Below are 16,009 nucleotides of genomic sequence, written 5' to 3' on the forward strand. Positions count from 1 at the left end.
GATCACCGACTCTTCCGCGATGGGCGGAGCAGATGCGGCAGTGGTGCGCCCGTGCCGGGGAAGCGGTGAGCCGGTTCGAAGCGGCGCTTGACAATGATGTCCTCGCTCCACACCTGTGCCGATCAGCGGGGTAGGACGCCGAGGTCTGACACCACTGACACTCATGAACCGTAGGCGCCGTGCGGGCGAGGACTGATACAGAGAGGTGTCCAAATGAAAGCGATCGTAGTGACGGACCAGGCCGCAGGAACGGCTGGGATGACGCTGACGGAGCGGCCCGAGCCGGAGCCGGCGATCAACGATGTCGTCGTTCGGATTCATGCGTCGGGATTCGTTCCGACCGAGATGGCGTGGCCCTCGACCTGGACCGATCGCCTCGGCCGCGACCGAACACCGTCGATCCCCGGACATGAGCTGGCCGGGGTGGTCACCGCCCTCGGCTACGGCACGGCGGGTCTCTCGGTGGGACAGCGCGTGTTCGGCCTCACCGACTGGTATTGCGACGGCACCCTCGCCGAGTACGCGGCCGTCGAGGCACGCAACCTCGCGCCGTTGCCGGGCGACGTCGACTTCACCGTGGGCGCGAGCCTGCCGATCTCAGGCCTCACCGCGTGGCAGGGACTGTTCCAGCACGGCCATCTCCAGGCCGGGCAGAGCGTCCTCGCGCACGGCGCGGCCGGCGCAGTCGGGACGATGGTGACGCAGCTCGCCCGTGAGTTCGGCGCCTACGTCATCGGCACCGGACGTGCCGCTGACCGTCAGAAGGCACTCGACTTCGGCGCAATGGAGTTCGTCGACCTCGACAACGACACCCTGGAAGACGTCGGCGAAGTCGACCTGGTCTTCGATGTCATCGGCGGCGACATCCAGAAGCGATCCGCAGGCCTGATCCGGGTCGGAGGAACACTGGTAACCGTCGTTGGGCCGCCTGAGGCGCGGCCCGCCCACGGCCTGGCGATCGACTTCGTCGTCGAGTCCGATCGTGCCCAACTGGGTGAGATCGTCCAGCGGGTGCGGGACGGACGACTGCGCACGAACATCGGCAACGTCGCGACCCTCGACGATGCCGTCGCCGCCCTCGACCCGACCGAGCGACGCCAGGGGAAGACGATCATTCGCGTTCGTCCGTGAGGACTCGGGCGACGGGCCCGGCGAACGAGGGCGGCGCCTCCACGGCGATCCGGGTGTCGTCGCGGATCGGGTCCCGGGGAATGCGGCCCGAGCGACGGGCCGTGCCGACGTACTCCAGCGACTGGGCCGCGCCGCGTTCGGCGCGGTGGTCCGACCTGGTCCAGGCCGCGCGAACCAGCGCCCGCTGATCGCCAGCCCGGCACCGCTCGGCCCCGAGGAACGGGCCCTGGCGGTGGGCCCGGCCCAGCGGCTGACCTGGCGCGCGCTCGGCACGCGGCGCGGCGCAATGCTGCCGCCCGTGACGCGCAACCGCGCTGGGCACCGGACGGGCCCGGCACGCTGACCATCACCGAGCGCAAGGCGTGCTTCACCCACCCGGTGGCCTGGTCCAACCCGGAGTGGGGCGGGCTCGACTCGATCGACCTGGTGGGCTCCGAAGCGGACGCTCCGGTCAAATCAACACCCCTTCTGCCAGCGGCAGTTCATCGTCGGGGTCGAGTCAGGAGGAGCCGTGGGTGCGTCGGTCCGAAATGCGGTCCGTAATCCAGTCCGCCAACCTTCCGTCAACCAGTCCCTACCACGGGGCCCGCGTTGGCCGGGTCGGCCTCGGTCTCGCTGCCGCCGACCAGCCGGCCGAGAACCCGGTCAACGCCTACGCCGCCGCGACCGCCGTGCTCTCCGGCCGGGCCGGCGAGACTCGTCGGCGTGCTCTCGCATCGGCGCGCCTCATCAGCCCCGGGTGAATACCCGGCCGTTGAGATCGTAGAGCCGTTCGGCCTCCGCCGGGTCGGTGTGGTGCCAGAGACGGTCCCAATCCGAGCCCCGGTCGTCCTCGGGAGGTATCGACCAGTCGATGAAGCCTGGCGCGTCGTCGACCTCTGCCAGGGCCGCCCACAACTCGTGGTCCCGGCAGACGAATCCGTGCTGGAGGGCTTCACCGATCGGGTCGAGTGTCCCGGCCCGGAAGAGGACGCCGCTGTCCGCGCGGTAGAACTGCCACCACTCGGCCAGCACGTGTCCCTCCTCGTCGTGTACCTCGAAGCACTGCAGTACCAGGCCCTCCTCGGCCAGGACCTCGAACGTCGGGTACTCGTCCAGGTTGTATGTGGCCGCGTAGTAGATCGCCTGAGCACGCCGGTGTCCCACCAGTTGATCGATCGACGGAAGGCCAACGGCAACGAATCGAAGCTTCACGATCGGGATGCTAACGCTCGTCGCCGACACCCTCCGGTCCGCACATCCATTGAGACTGGGCCATTGGTGCCCCGTGGGGCAGCCGACCGTCCGGCGTGGGCACGGGCAGCAGGCCTTCACCGCCCACCTGCCGCACGGCCTCGGCCACACCGTTGCCCGCACTGAGCAGGGCGACCCAGACCAGGCGCAGGTGATGTGGCTCCCGGCGACCGACGCGGCAGGCCTGTCCGGTACTGCCTGATCGAGTCGACCTTCTGCGCCGGGCGAGGTCAGTGCCTACCAGGGGTGAGGCGGGAGCCGTTCCAGTCCCTTGCGACGCTGATGGTCCGTGTCCGGGGAAGGCCCGCAGCCCGGACGGCGTCCTGGATGTCGTTCGGCTCGACATGGCCGTCCCGGCCGATCTTGGGGGTGAGCAGCCAGATCATGCCACCATCCCCCAGCAGGTCGATGGCGTACACGAGGATGTCGGCGAGGTCGTCATCCTCGTCGCGGAACCAGATGAGCACGGCGTCGGCCAGGCCGTCCCAGTCCAGGTCGAGGAGGTCCTGGCCGGCGATCGAGTCGATACTGTCGTGGAGGTCCTGGTCGATGTCGTCGTCGTAGCCGACCTCCCGGACGACCATGCCGGGCTCGAACCCGAGCCGGACAGCGGGGTTGGTGCGCTCGTCCTCTGATATCGCCATCGTGGTGATCCCTCGGTTCGGAGGCGCCGATCGCCTCGCACGCGAGTAGCCAACCAGACACGAAGGACAGCGGCGGCGGTATTCACTCCGCACCCGGTGCCACGGCATCGCCGCGCCTCGCGAAGCCGGCCGGGGTGAGGAGCCAGGTCTTCGCTCGACCGGCCTGCTGCCCGCAACGCCACCGACGCCAAGGGTTAGTTGTATGACTATAATGGTTGTATGTCATTAACTAAATGGTCTTCCGCCCTCTCCCCTGCCGCCCGTGTCGCCGTTGCGGCCTCACCGGACCGCCGCGGGCGTTCGAGGGTGCTCGCCATCTGCTGCCTGAGCCTGTTCATGGTCGGCGTGGACAACACGATCGTGAACGCCGCGCTCCCGGCCATCCAGCGCGACCTGCATGCCACCGTCACCGGGCTGCAGTGGGTGGTGGCCGCCTACACCGTGGTCCTGGCAAGCCTGTTGCTGCTTGCCGGGTCCACCGGTGACCGCTTCGGGCGGCGCCGCACGTTCCAGACCGGCCTGCTGCTGTTCACCCTCGGCTCGCTGCTGTGCTCGCTCGCGCCGGGCCTGGACTGGCTGGTCGCCGCCCGCGCGCTGCAGGCGGTGGGCGGTGCGATGCTCAACCCGGTCGCCATGTCGATCATCACCAACACCTTCACCGAGCCCCGCGAGCGGGCCCGCGCGATAGGCGTGTGGGGCGCCGTGGCGGGCGTCAGCATGGCGCTCGGGCCGCTGCTCGGCGGTGGCCTGGTCGACTCGGTCGGCTGGCGCGCGATCTTCTGGGCCAACATCCCGGTGGGCCTGGCCGCCCTCGTGCTGTGCGCACTGTTCGTCCCCGACTCCCGTGCCGAACACCCCCGCCCGCTGGACCCGGTCGGGCAGCTGCTGGTCGTCGTCCTGCTCGGCAGCCTCGCCTACGGTCTCATCGAGGCACCCACCGTCGGCTGGGCCTCCGCGCAGACCCTGGCCTGCTGCGCGGTCGCCGCGCTGGCGCTGGCCTGCCTGGTGCCCTACGAACTGCACCGCGCCGCGCCGCTGATCGATCCGCGGCTGTTCGCCCGTGCCCCCTTCGCCGGCGCCGTCGCCATCGCGATCTGCGGCTTCGCAGCACTCGGGGGTCTCCTTCTGCTCAACACCCTCTACCTGCAGGACGTCCGCGGCTGCTCACCGCTGCACGCCGGCGTGCTGACCCTGCCGATGGCGGGCGTGACCATGCTGGTCTCGCCGCTGGCCGGCCGTCTGGTCGCCGCCCGGGGAGCACGCCTGCCGCTGGTCGTCTCCGGGAGCGCCATGGCCGTCGGCACACTGATGCTGACCGGCCTGAGCGTGCATACCGCCACCTGGCAACTCGTCAGCTCCTACGCGCTGTTCGGCCTCGGCTTCGGCATGCTGAACGCGCCGGTCACCAACACCGCCGTCTCGGGCCTGCCGCCCGCCCAGGCCGGGGTCGCCGCCGCCGTCGCCACCACCAGCCGCCAGACCGGCCAGGCGCTCGGGGGCGCGGTGATCGGCTCCCTGGCCACCTCGGCCGTGCACGGCCCGCTGAGCACCGGCTTCGCGGCGGCCAGCCACGTCGGCTGGTGGATCGCGACGGCCTGCGGCGCAGCGGTACTCACGCTCGGTATCCTCACCACCGGCCGACGGACCGGGTAGGCCGGACCCAAGACACCGCGGTCGGACACGGACCCGGACCGACCAGCAGAGCGGAGCGCGACAGCGGATGAACGACAGCAGGAACGACGGCGGTCGGCCGGGAACACGCACCACGGGCGGCGGTGTCGAGCCCCGCTCGGACGATGGCGCAGACACCGGGGCGGTGGTCCCACCGGAGGCGGCCCGGGTCTGGGCCGCCATGTCCTTCCTGGTGCTGAAGCAGGAGAACCGCCGCGCGGAGGTGGAGGAGGCACTGGGCCTCAGCTTCTTCCGCGTCAAGGCGCTGCGCCGGCTGCTGGCCGGCCCGTTGACCATGCGGGAGCTGACCGACCGGCTCTCCACCGACAAGCCGTACACCACGCTGGTCGTCGACGAGTTGGAGCGGCGCGGCTATGTGGAGCGCAGTGTCCACCCCGTGGACCGCCGCTCCAAGATCGTCAGTCTTACCGCCGCCGGCACCGCCGCCGCCGAGCGGGCCGAATCGATCCTGACCCGCCCCCCGCGCACCCTTCTCGCGCTCGCCCCCGAGGAACTGACCGTACTGGAGCACATCATGACCAAGCTCCAGCAGCCGCAAGGGTAGTGCCTGGCTCCCCGGTGGGGCCGCCCGGAGCCCCGGTGCGCCGAGCCGTCAGCCGGATCCGCCACCGGGTTCCCAACCGCGGCGGCGGCCGGGTAGGCGGCTCTCCCGCAGGGACGTGTGTGAGGAGCCGCAGGACGGGCGCCATGTGAAGCGGAACCTGAGAGCTTCCCTAGGGGAATCTGAGGTTTCCGCCGGATGGCGCACCAAGTGCCGAAAGCCGTCTATGTTCATTCTCACCCGATCACCGGCAGGGCAACTCGCAAGTCATTTTTGCCATTTGACGGCATGTCAGTGGCCTGGCCCGGCGCGCTTGCGAGGACCGGTCCCCGCAGCGCGCGATCCCGACATCCGTCGCTGCCCGTCCATGAACAAAACAGGAGCGCTCACCGTGACCCGACACGCACCCCGACGCAGCACTGCCAAGACCCGGATCGCGATCGTGACAACGCTGCTCGCTGCGGCGCTTGGCTCGTCCGTCTCGGTGGCCGAGGCAGCGCCGGCCGATGCGTCCTTCCCGCACTACGAGCACGCCAGGCACTCCAACGAGATCTGGGGCGGCTACAGCGACACCAACGGCACGTTCACGTCGGTCAGCGCCGACTGGACGGTGCCGAGTCTGGACTGCACGACGACCCCGAGCAGCGCGGTCTCGCCCTGGGTCGGCCTCGACGGCTACGACTCGCCCACCGTCGAGCAGATAGGCTTCGACCAGGACTGCCGCCACGGGAAGGCCGAATACCACCCGTGGGTCGAGATGTACCCGGCAGGCCCGAACTACTTCACGGAGACGATGCGGGCCGGTGACACCATCAAGGCGTCCGTCAGCGTGACGGGCACGTCCTTCACCCTGACGGAGTCCGACACCACCCAGGGCTGGTCCAAGACCTTCCACAGGACCGGCACCGCCAAGCTTGACTCAGCCGAGGTGATACTTGAGGACCTCGGCAACAAGATTCCGGCCGTCGCCAACTTCGGCAAGATCACGTTCAGGAACGCGACCGCGAACGGCGTGCCACTCGCGAGCGCGGGCACTCCCAACTCCAGCGACCTCGAACGCGGCAGCACCCCCTTGACCCACAACTCCAGGTTCAACGGGGGCCAGTTCACCATCACCTGGCTCCGCGCCTGATCCGCCGCTCAAACTCGGTACGAGAACCGCCCGCCGCTCGGAAGGCGGGCGGTTCGGTCCTCTGCGGGAATCGGGCGACATGCGTCGGCGCCAATCCGCTCTCCGCGGGTCATGTGAGTTTCCCTGCACCTGGTCGACGGCCAGCGCGTAAAACACAAGTCCCGGCCGCCGGAAAGGGGGCCGGGACTTGTGTTTTGAGCATCCTTCGGTGAACTCACCGACGAAATTCGGAGGAACGGAATTGAGCGACCACTTCCACTACGCGGGAGAGTGCGGTCGGCCGTCCTTGCAGATCCCCGTGCTGCGTGACCTCCTGAGCGGGGAGTGCGCGCCCTGTGCTGGAGGGGCCCGGCGCAGGCCGGCCATGAGCGATGCCGCACGGCGCCCTCGTCCGAGGCGGCATGTTCGCGGCGAAAAGATTACAGGTCAAAGCCCTGGCCACTAACCGATCAGCGGGTCTAGCATTCCCGGCACGGCGGCCCCACCACGGCACCACCGGGCCGCCGAGCAGAGCAGCCGCGCCGCGGCTCGGCGCTGCTGGCCTCCCACCGGCCGGGCCCCGCGGAACACCCCCTGCTTCCCCGGGACCCGGCCGCCTGCGTTCCGTTCCCGGACGCTCGGACACAAAGCGCGGGTCCACGGGGCGGTGTGCCCGCGGCGGCGGGAGCGTGCGGCCTGCTGCATCTCGGCCTCGGCCAGGTGTCGACGGCCGGCGGCGAGGGAAGGGGCGACGCTGCATGTGCTGAAGCAGCCGGGTACCTCGCGCCCCTCGCGGCCCGGTGGTGCGCTCCGCCGAACGAGTGATCGGCTGTCATGTCCCTTGTGTGTATGGCGGTTCAGATGACGTACTTGTGGCGTCCGATCAGAGGGCTGCCCATCCCTCCGTTGGGGAGGCGGCCCATCGGTTTGTGGTGGTGTGTGCCTTTCACAGGCCGCAAGGGCGCCCTACGGAGGAAGCTGCCGGCCAACGCGCTGTTTGGTTGAATCGGCTGATGAGGGTGGCTCAGGCGTCCGTGGAGGCGTTCTTGCGAGCCATCAACATACTTCGAGTGCTGTTCGGGACCGGGGCTGTCGGTGGGCTCATGCTCACCGCCCCGGCGGCACACGCGCAGACCGCGCGTCCGGCGCAGGCGGTGATCGTGCCGTGCAGCGAAACCGCGTTGGTCAGCGCCGTCAACGCGGCCAACGCCGCCGGGGGCGGTGACCTGCTCCTGACACCGTTTTGCACCTATTCCCTCACCAGCGCCCACGGCTCGGGCGGGGCCGGCGGACCGGCGGGGCTGCCGAACATCACCACGCCGATCACCATGACCGGGCTGGCCGTCGAGATCGTCCGTGCGTCGGGCGCGCCCGCGTTCCGCATCATCGAGGTGGACGGGCCCTCGCAGATCCCCGCCGACCACGGCCGGCTCACCTTGAGCGCGGTCACCATCAGCAACGGTGACGCCGGTATCGGGGTGGGCGGCGGCATCGCCAACCTCGGCGGGTCGGTCGCCGTGACGTCCGGAGGCGTGCGCAACAGCCGCGCCTCGTTCGGCGGCGGCATCTACACCGACACCGCGCTGACCATGACCGCCACCAACGTCCCCGGCAACACCCCGGACGACTGCGCCGCCACCCCGCCCCTGACCGCGCCCTGCTGAGGCCCGACGGCGGTACCACGGGACGCCCAACCCGCTCACCCAAGCTGCAGGTCGACGGCACGGTAGAACCACGCCGCCCGAATCACATTCCCCATGCCCGCCCCCATCCGGCACGCAACCGATCAGCGACTCCGTTGCCCGACTCCGGCAGCGCCGCGAACCCTGTCCCGTGCCCCGCCGGAACCCGACCATGCCCGGTGCGGCGGACTGTCGATTCGGCAGCTCCGGCGAATCGGGCGACAGCGTCATCAGCAACAGCAAAGGAGATCAGTCATGACACCCGTCATCAGCTCCATCTCGCCCACCTCCGGCCACTCGGGCCAGACGATGACCATCACCGGCACCGGACTGGGGAGCCTGAGCACCACCAGGGTGAACATCGGCAGCGTGACGGTCACCCCCACCGCCGCCAGCAGCACCTCCGTCACCCTCATCATCCCGCCAGGGTGCAGCGGTCAGGCCAACATCATCGCGACCGTCTCCGGCGTGAGCAGCAACAGCAAGACCTTCTTCTACGTCGCCGCCCCGACGGTCACGTCGGTGAACCCCAATACCGGCCCTGCCGCGCCCGACGGCCCCATCGACGTCTTCGGCACCGGTTTCTCGACCGCGACCTCGGTGGCCTTCGGCACGGTCGGCACCGCCGTTCCCACCGTCCTGTCGGACGGTCACCTGACCGTCACCCCTCCGAGCCACGGCGCCTTCACCACCTGCACCGATACGGCGGACGTCCTCGTCAGCAGCACCGGCGGCACCAGCGCCCCGATCGGCACGCCGGGTCATTTCACCTACTACGACCTGCCGGCGGTCACCGGCGTGACGCCCGGCACGGGAGCGGCCGGCACCACCGGGGTCAACGTCGCCGGCACCTGTTTCGTCGACGTCAGTTCCGTGACGTTCACCCTGACCACCGGTGGCCCGTCCACCCCGGCCGACAACGTCAATGTCATCACTGTGGGCAGTCTGACCCTCGACGTGCCCGACGCCCTGGCCTCGGGCACCTACGACATCCAGGTCATCACCCCCGGCGGCACCAGTACGGCCGCCGCCGACGACCAGTTCGTCATCCCGTAACCTCCGGCGAGCCCGGGTACCGAGCAGCGGGCAGTACGGTCGCCCCGTCCCCGCGGCCGTCGGCGTGGATCCGACGGGCCGTGACCACGGACCCGCGGTGCCCTGGCCGCCCACGGCGGCCAGGGCACCCTCGTTAGCCCACGCAAAGGAGCACCCGATGGCTCCGGGAGATCGGTGATCAAGGCAGCGACCTGCACGGATGATTTATCGGCACCCGCAGTCTCGACCTCAGCCAGGCCGTGCAGCAACCGCTGGCGGTGCCACTTACTCGGGCTGATCGGACTCTCCGCCCCGCGTTCGGCTGTCAGAGCTGCACTCCACGGCCCTCTGGTGATCACAAACCGGACGCCATCCGACTGCGCCGAAGCCCTGGGCCGTACGGGGCGTCAATTCCTGGCGGTGGCCTGGTAGGCGAGGAACTTCCACTGGCCGTCCACGCGTGTCCACACCGCGAGCGACCGGTTCTCCAGTTTCCTGTGCACGCCGTTCACGGACAGGTCGGCCCGCATGTCGCCGATCACGATGGCCGTGTCCCCGACCACCGTGATCCGGTCTATCGGGTGCTCGATCCAGTGGTACACGAAGAAGCCGCTCGCGCATTTCGCGAGATAGGAATCCAAGGTGTCCAGCGTTCCGCTGGAGTGCGTGTAGACGAGTTCGGGATGGGTGATTTCGGTGAACCCGTCGAGATCGCCTGCGACAAGCGCTTCGAAGCGGCGGTTCTCCAAGGCCCGGATGGCACCGGTATCGGCATCGGTCTCGCTCATGGAATTGCCCTCCAGGGTTCGGGGGAGACGGCACGGTTCCGCGACGATGCCCCAGTCTCACGTCGCGGGGCCGGGTCTGTCGAGCATCGACCTCCGGGCGACCACTGCCCCGCACATCCGACGGGAAGGTGCACGACTTTCGGTCTAGTCCCTTTTAGGGAACCATCTTTCGAAGATCGGGTCGAACGGCCGAAGATCGCATAACTCCGGTGTTCATACGATGCGCAGGAGTCATCGAAACCCTTCGCCCTCGATGAAGGAAGAACCCTGTGCAGAAGCGAGTCCTACTGTCAGAGAACGACCTGCCCGACCGCTGGTACAACATCATTCCCGACCTGCCCGCTCCGCTTCCCGGCCCCCTCAACCCGGCGACGCTGGAGCCTCTGAAGCCCCAGGACCTGGCCGAGCTGCTGCCACAGAAAATCATCGAGCACGAGTTCACCCAGGAGCGCTGGGTGGACATCCCCGAACAGGTCCGCGAGGTCTACAAGATCTGGCGTCCGTCCCCCCTGGTCCGGGCGTCGCAGTTGGAACGCTCCCTCGACACTCCGGCGCACATCTACTTCAAGTACGAGGGCGTGTCGCCTTCCGGCTCGCACAAGCCCAACACCGCGGTGGTCCAGGCCTACTACGCGGCGCAGGAGGGGGTCCGTCGGCTGACCACCGAGACCGGTGCCGGCCAGTGGGGCTCGGCCCTGTCCTTCGCCGGTTCCCTCTTCGGGCTGGAGGTGAACGTCTACATGGTCAGGGCCTCCTTCGAGCAGAAGCCGTACCGCAAGTCGCTGATGCAGAGCTGGGGGGCCCAGGTCTTCGCCTCGCCGACCAGCCGGACCGAGGCCGGCCGCGCCATCCTCGCCCGGGACCCGGAGTCGTCCGGGAGCATCGGCATCGCCATCAGCGAGGCCGTCGAGGACGCCCTGAGCCGGGACGACACCAAGTTCGCGCTCGGCTCGATCATGAACAACGTCCTGCTGCACCAGTCCGTGATCGGGCTGGAGGCGAAGAAGCAGATGGAGATCATGGGGGAGTACCCCGACGCCGTGATCGCCTGCGTCGGCGGCGGTTCCAACTTCGCCGGGCTGACCTACCCGTTCCTGCGGGACCGGCTGAACGGCGACCGCCCCCACACCCGGTTCATCGCGGCGGAGCCGGAAGCCTGCCCCACGCTCACCCGCGGCAAGCTGGCCTACGACTTCGCCGACACCGCCGGGCTGACGCCTCCGCTCTACATGCACACCCTCGGGCACGACTTCATCCCGGGCTCCATCCACGCCGGCGGCCTGCGCTACCACGGCGACGCGCCGAGCCTGTGCCTGCTCAAGGAGCACGGGCTGATCGAGGCCCGCGCCTTCCGGCAGACCGACGTGTTCAAGGCGGCCGTCCGCTTCGCCCGCAGCGAGGGCTTCGTCATCGCGCCCGAGTCGGCCCACGGGCTGCAGGCGGCCGTCATCGAGGCGCTGGCGGCCCGCGAGGCCGGCGAGCAGCGGGTGATCCTCTTCAACATCTCCGGACACGGCAACTTCGACCTGGCCGCGTTCGACTCCTTCCTGGCCGGCGCCCTGGAGAACCCCACCGTCACCGACGAGCAGATCGTGACGAGCCTGAGCAACCTGCCGTCGCCGCCGGCCGCGGTCTGAGGACGCCGACATGGTGATGACGCGCCCCGAACTGCGCGGCACGTTCGGCGCGGTCTCCTCCACCCACTGGCTCGCCTCGGCGGCGGGCATGGCGATGCTGGAGACCGGTGGCAACGCCTTCGACGCCGCCGCGGCGGCCGGCTTCGTGCTGCAGGTTGTCGAACCGCACCTGAACGGGCCCGGCGGTGACGTGCCGATCATCGGCTTCGACGCCCGCACCGGCCGTGCCTCGGTGATCTGCGGGCAGGGGCCGATGCCGCTCGCCGCCACGCCCGCGGCCTTCCACGGCCTGGGCCTCACCCGGATCCCCGGCTCCGGGGTGCTGCCGGCCACCGTTCCCGGAGCCTTCGGGGCCTGGCTGAAACTGCTGGAGGAGCACGGCACGCTGACCCTGCGGCAGGTGATCTCCCCCGCCATCGGGTACGCCGCCGACGGCTACCCCCTGCTGCCCCGGGCCGCCGAGGCGATCGAGATCCTGGCACCGCTCTTCCGCGAGGAGTGGGCGGAGTCGGGCCGCACCTACCTCGTGAACGGCGCTCCTCCGGCCGCCGGTTCACGGATGCGCAACCCCGCGCTCGCCTCGACCTACCAGCGGATCCTCCGCGAGGCAGAAGCCGCCGGACCGGGCCGTGAGCAGCAGATCCGGGCGGCCCACGCGGCGTTCTACAGCGGCTTCGTCGCGGAGGCCATCGACGCCCACCTGCGGCACACCGAGACCCTGGACGCCACCGGGCGGCGCCACCGCGGCCTGCTCACCGGCGACGACCTGGCCCGCTGGAAACCGCAGACCGAGAGCACCACGAGCTACCACTACCAGGGCCTGGAAGTGCACAAGCCCGGCCCCTGGTCCCAAGGGCCGGTCTTCCTCCAGCAGTTGGCGCTGCTGGAGGGCTTCGACCTGACCGCGATGGGCCTGGACAGCGCCGACTACCTGCACACCGTCACCGAGTGCGCCAAGCTGGCCTACGCGGACCGGGAGGCCTGGTACGGCGATCCCGACTTCTCGGACGTGCCGGTGACCGCCCTGCTCGACCGCGACTACAACGAGCAGCGCCGGAAACTGGTCGACGACCACGCGGCCGCCGAGCTGCGTCCCGGTTCCCCCCGCGGTCTCGAACCGCGGATCCCGCAGCTGGACGGCCCCGAGCCGCCGCACGGCGCCGAGTGGCAACGCCAGCTGTCGGCCGGGCTCCCCACGGTGGTCCCGCCGGTACTGGCACGGACCGAAGCACGCGGGGACACCTGCTGCCTGACGGTGACCGACCGGCACGGCAACACGGTGGCCGCCACGCCCAGCGGCGGCTGGCTCAAGAGCTCCCCGGTGATCCCGGGCCTCGGCTTCGCCCTGGGCACCCGCGGCCAGATGGCCTGGCTGGACCAGGGGCACCCGAACGCGCTGGCACCGGGGAAACGCCCCCGGACCACGCTGAGCCCCACCCTGGTGCTGGCCGACGGCCGGGCCAAGCTCGCCTTCGGCACGCCGGGCGGGGACCAGCAGGACCAGTGGACGCTCGGCTTCTTCCTGGCCCACGTCCACTTCGGGCTCGACCTGCAACGCGCCGTCGAGACCCTCGCCTTCCACTCCGAGCACGTGCCGAGCTCCTTCACCCCCCGCACCAACCAGCCGCGCACCATCCGGATCGAGCGACGCTGCCCGCCCCCCGTGACGGCGGAGCTCCGGCGCCGGGGACACGAAGTCGAACCCGTTCCCGACTGGTCGCTGGGCAAGGTGTGCGCCGTGGGGAGCGACCCGGGCGCCGGCCTGATCCGCGCGGCCGCGTCCCCGAGGGGCGAGCAGGCCTACGCGATCGCCCGATGAAAGGACATCCGAACCCCGTGAACGCCGTACGACCTCCCGCCGAACCGCTCCGGGCGGCCCCGCACCACCTCGCGGTCGAAACCGCGGATCTCGACAACTGCGTGGCCTGGTACACCGAGTTCTTCGGCGGCACCGCCGCCTGGACCCTCGACGAGTTCTCCGCCCTGACCCGCAGCAGGCTGCCCGGCATCGTCCGCCTCACCGAGGTGGTGGCCGCCGGCACCCGGTTCCACCTGTTCACCCGCTCCGCCGACTACGCCCTCCCGAAACCGGACGTGCTGCAGTTCCAGCACCTGTGCCTCACCGTCTCGTCGGCGGCCGAGCTGGAGCAGTGGCGCGCCCGCTGGCAACGGCTGTTCGCCTCGGGACGCTTCATCTTCGCCCGGCCGGATCCGCCGACCGAGATCGTCGTGGACGACGACAAGGTCAGCAGCCTCTACCTCTACGACGTGAACGGGCTGGAGTTCGAGTTCACCCACGTGCCGGCGGAGGCGGAGGGACGGTGACCACCACCGACGGCGTCTCCACCACCGCCCAGCTGGAAGCCGCCGTCAACCGGTACGGAGGCAGACCCTACGGACTGGAACCCCTGTTCCTGCCGGTCGAGGCCGGGCCGCTCGGGCAGCGCGCCGCAGACGGGGAACTGTGCGAACGCTACCCCGAACTGCTGGGCTACGAAGCCGACACCGACCCACCGCAGGAACTGGACCGGCCCGCCTCGCCCGACGAGCTGTTCTGGTTCCGCTGGATCACCGGCCACCAGCTGACCTTCGTCCTCTGGCAGGAACTCGGACGGCTGGCGGCCGCCGCCCCCGCCGCCCAGGACCCCGTGGACGACGCCCGGGCGGCGACCCGCCTGATCCGCGGCTACTCGGCCCTGCTCCTGTACGCCGCCTCCTGCACCCGGGACGTCTACCAGCGGGTCATCAGGCCCAGCATGGCCCTGCACCACCCCCGGTTCACCGGGGCCTGGGCCCGCGACTACGCCCCGGTCCGCCCCCTCCTGCGCAGCCGGACGCCCGCCGCCTGGGCCGAGGAGGAGGCGGCACTCCACCACGAAGCCGCGCTCAACAACGCCGTGCACGAGGGGATCGGAGGCAAGCTGGTGCCCGGAGCGCCGTCGCTCCTGCAGTCGGCGAGCGGCGGCCAGATGCTGCCGCGCGACGTCTGCGCGGTCCTGTTCGACACCTACTTCCTCACCCTCCGGGCGCCCTCCGAACCGGGCGAGGTCGCCGCGCAGCTGCTGCGCCGGGTCAGGGCCGTGCAGAACGATCTGCGGACCAACGGGCTGTACCCGGACTTCGCCTCCAGCCGGCACGAGAAACCGTCGTCACTGACCACGGCGGACGTCGTGGCGATCGAAGGAGAGATCCCGCAGATCCTGAATCGCATCGCCCGCGACGCCGTGCGCTGCGGGGAAACCGTGCACGTCAACGTACTACCGGGAGGGGAGAACGCATCCCATGTCACCTGACGTGATCGTCGTCGGCGGAGGCATCGCCGGCTGTTCCTGCGCCGACCGACTGGCCTCCCGCGGCCTCGACGTCCTGCTCCTGGAGCGCGGCGCGCTGGCCTCCGGCGCCACCGGCCGCAACCAGGGCGGCCTGCTGCCCAGCCCCGTACCGGCCGCCGGCGCCCTGTACGCGGAGGCGGTGGCGTACTACCGGCAGGTCGAGGACGAGGGAGACGTGCCGTTCCGGCTGCGCGAGCACGGCTACCTCCTGGTGGCCCGGGACGAGGACGGCCTGGAGCGGGCCCGCGGCCACGGGCGGGCGCTGACCGAGGGCGGATTCGCCTCGACCGCGATCGGCACCCGCGAGCTCCTGGAGCTGGAGCCCGGTCTCGCGCCCGACCTGGCCGGCGCCGTGGTCGTGCAGGGTGCCCACGCCCTGCACCCGGTCCTGGCGGCCACCGCGCTCGCGGAGCGGGCGCGGCGCGCGGGCGCGCGGATCCGCACCAACACACCGGTGCGGGGCCTGCTGCGCCGGGGCGAGCGGGTCACCGGTGTCATCACCGACGACGGCCCGCTGTCGGCGGGCGCGGTCGTCCTCGCCGCAGGACCGTGGTCCCGGAGCCTGGCCCACCAGGCCGGCGCGGACCTGCCGGTCTTCGGCACGCGGGGGTGGCTGGTGCGCACCGTCCCCGTCACGAGCACGACGTTCCGCCACACCCTCATGCAGTCCACCTGGCACGGCTCCGCAGGACTGCGCAAGCAGGGACTGCCGCTGCTGACGGATGTGACGGGCGCGGTCACGGAGGAGGGCACCCAGGTCGTCTTCTCCCTGCAGCCGCTGCCCGGCGGCGACGTGGTGCTCGGTTCGAGCAGCAGCCCGGCCCTGCAGCTCAATGACGCCCAGGACGGCGAGCGGACGGCCGCGCTGATCGTGGCGGCCGCGGCCCGCCACGCACCGGCCCTGGCCAAGACCGCGGTGCGCGAGATCTGGGCGGGCGTGCGCCCGATGTCCCCCGACGGCCTGCCGATCGTGGGGCCGGCACCGGGGGTGCCGGGGCTCTGGTTCCTGTCCGGCTACGGGATCGACGGCATGCCGCTCGCCCCCGGCACCTCACGGCTGCTGGCGGACCTGATCAATGATCACCGTCCGCCGGAGGCCGAGGAGTTCAGCCCGGAAAGGTTCGGCTGACACAATCGGCGGGGCTTGTGACAGGGAGGGGGGAACCGGCCGAGCCGGTTCCCC

Annotated in this window: 14 protein-coding genes; 11 read left to right on the forward strand and 3 right to left on the reverse strand. The window is 70.5% G+C overall.

All coding sequences use genetic code 11. From position 1 onward, the window contains the following. The first annotated feature begins 213 nt into the window (after positions 1-213). On the forward strand, positions 214-1,131 hold the full coding sequence (locus ACWCXH_RS33095) for an NADP-dependent oxidoreductase (protein ID WP_449805197.1): 918 nt from the start codon (positions 214-216) through the stop codon (positions 1,129-1,131). Between the two features lie 729 nt (positions 1,132-1,860). Here ACWCXH_RS33095 and ACWCXH_RS33100 read toward each other — a convergent pair. Together ACWCXH_RS33100 and ACWCXH_RS33105 are read right to left on the reverse strand one after the other, a co-directional pair. Then, positions 1,861-2,277, reverse strand: coding sequence for a hypothetical protein (locus ACWCXH_RS33100; protein ID WP_449805198.1), 417 nt, complete (start codon positions 2,275-2,277; stop codon positions 1,861-1,863). A gap of 317 nt (positions 2,278-2,594) precedes the next feature. Continuing rightward, on the reverse strand, positions 2,595-3,008 hold the full coding sequence (locus ACWCXH_RS33105; RefSeq protein WP_449805199.1) for a DUF3052 family protein: 414 nt from the start codon (positions 3,006-3,008) through the stop codon (positions 2,595-2,597). A 336-nt stretch (positions 3,009-3,344) separates the two neighbouring features. Here ACWCXH_RS33105 and ACWCXH_RS33110 point away from each other — a divergent pair, with 336 nt between their 5' ends. From ACWCXH_RS33110 to ACWCXH_RS33130, 5 genes are all read left to right on the forward strand, one after another. Beyond that, positions 3,345-4,661, forward strand: coding sequence for an MFS transporter (locus ACWCXH_RS33110; RefSeq protein WP_449805210.1), 1,317 nt, complete (start codon positions 3,345-3,347; stop codon positions 4,659-4,661). Between the two features lie 67 nt (positions 4,662-4,728). Beyond that, positions 4,729-5,244 carry a MarR family winged helix-turn-helix transcriptional regulator gene (locus ACWCXH_RS33115; RefSeq protein WP_449805200.1) on the forward strand — a complete coding sequence of 172 codons (516 nt, stop codon included), beginning with the start codon at positions 4,729-4,731 and terminating at the stop codon, positions 5,242-5,244. Positions 5,245-5,632: 388 nt separating this feature from the next. Then, positions 5,633-6,373 (forward strand): G1 family glutamic endopeptidase, encoded by a 741-nt coding sequence (locus ACWCXH_RS33120; protein ID WP_449805201.1) that lies wholly within the window; start codon positions 5,633-5,635, stop codon positions 6,371-6,373. A gap of 1,082 nt (positions 6,374-7,455) precedes the next feature. Next, entirely contained in the window at positions 7,456-8,016 is a 561-nt protein-coding gene (locus ACWCXH_RS33125; RefSeq protein ID WP_449805202.1) for a hypothetical protein, read from the forward strand. A gap of 273 nt (positions 8,017-8,289) precedes the next feature. Next, positions 8,290-9,090 carry an IPT/TIG domain-containing protein gene (locus ACWCXH_RS33130; protein ID WP_449805203.1) on the forward strand — a complete coding sequence of 267 codons (801 nt, stop codon included), beginning with the start codon at positions 8,290-8,292 and terminating at the stop codon, positions 9,088-9,090. Positions 9,091-9,476: 386 nt separating this feature from the next. On the opposite strand, the gene ACWCXH_RS33135 is transcribed toward ACWCXH_RS33130, so the two are convergent. Next, the gene (locus ACWCXH_RS33135; RefSeq protein WP_449805204.1) at positions 9,477-9,857 is read right to left on the reverse strand and encodes a nuclear transport factor 2 family protein; all 381 of its coding nucleotides are present in this window, start codon (positions 9,855-9,857) and stop codon (positions 9,477-9,479) included. Between the two features lie 269 nt (positions 9,858-10,126). Between ACWCXH_RS33135 and ACWCXH_RS33140 the strand changes: the two genes are divergently transcribed. The 5 genes from ACWCXH_RS33140 to ACWCXH_RS33160 are packed head-to-tail and all read left to right on the forward strand — an operon-like array spanning position 10,127 to position 15,955. Further along, entirely contained in the window at positions 10,127-11,494 is a 1,368-nt protein-coding gene (locus ACWCXH_RS33140) for a TrpB-like pyridoxal phosphate-dependent enzyme (protein WP_449805205.1), read from the forward strand. 10 nt (positions 11,495-11,504) lie between these two features. Further along, positions 11,505-13,313, forward strand: coding sequence for a gamma-glutamyltransferase family protein (locus ACWCXH_RS33145; protein ID WP_449805206.1), 1,809 nt, complete (start codon positions 11,505-11,507; stop codon positions 13,311-13,313). Between the two features lie 17 nt (positions 13,314-13,330). Beyond that, positions 13,331-13,819, forward strand: coding sequence for a VOC family protein (locus ACWCXH_RS33150; RefSeq protein ID WP_449805207.1), 489 nt, complete (start codon positions 13,331-13,333; stop codon positions 13,817-13,819). Further along, entirely contained in the window at positions 13,816-14,787 is a 972-nt protein-coding gene (locus ACWCXH_RS33155) for an L-tyrosine 3-hydroxylase (protein WP_449805208.1), read from the forward strand. The genes ACWCXH_RS33150 and ACWCXH_RS33155 overlap by 4 nt, the downstream gene beginning before the upstream one ends. Continuing rightward, complete coding sequence (locus ACWCXH_RS33160) at positions 14,777-15,955, forward strand: NAD(P)/FAD-dependent oxidoreductase (RefSeq protein ID WP_449805209.1); 1,179 nt, start codon at positions 14,777-14,779, stop codon at positions 15,953-15,955. Before ACWCXH_RS33155 ends, ACWCXH_RS33160 begins: the two co-directional genes overlap by 11 nt. Positions 15,956-16,009: the final 54 nt, after the last annotated feature.

This window comes from Kitasatospora sp. NPDC001660, assembly GCF_053596725.1.

Excerpts from the sequence above, each read along its gene's own strand:
- ACWCXH_RS33095 (WP_449805197.1), top strand. The coding sequence starts at position 214 with ATGAAAGCGATCGTAGTGACGGACCAGGCCGCAGGAACGGCTGGGATG.
- ACWCXH_RS33105 (WP_449805199.1), bottom strand. The coding sequence starts at position 3,008 with ATGGCGATATCAGAGGACGAGCGCACCAACCCCGCTGTCCGGCTCGGG.
- ACWCXH_RS33110 (WP_449805210.1), top strand. The coding sequence starts at position 3,345 with ATGGTCGGCGTGGACAACACGATCGTGAACGCCGCGCTCCCGGCCATC.
- ACWCXH_RS33115 (WP_449805200.1), top strand. The coding sequence starts at position 4,729 with ATGAACGACAGCAGGAACGACGGCGGTCGGCCGGGAACACGCACCACG.
- ACWCXH_RS33125 (WP_449805202.1), top strand. The coding sequence starts at position 7,456 with ATGCTCACCGCCCCGGCGGCACACGCGCAGACCGCGCGTCCGGCGCAG.
- ACWCXH_RS33130 (WP_449805203.1), top strand. The coding sequence starts at position 8,290 with ATGACACCCGTCATCAGCTCCATCTCGCCCACCTCCGGCCACTCGGGC.
- ACWCXH_RS33135 (WP_449805204.1), bottom strand. The coding sequence starts at position 9,857 with ATGAGCGAGACCGATGCCGATACCGGTGCCATCCGGGCCTTGGAGAAC.
- ACWCXH_RS33145 (WP_449805206.1), top strand. The coding sequence starts at position 11,505 with ATGGTGATGACGCGCCCCGAACTGCGCGGCACGTTCGGCGCGGTCTCC.
- ACWCXH_RS33160 (WP_449805209.1), top strand. The coding sequence starts at position 14,777 with ATGTCACCTGACGTGATCGTCGTCGGCGGAGGCATCGCCGGCTGTTCC.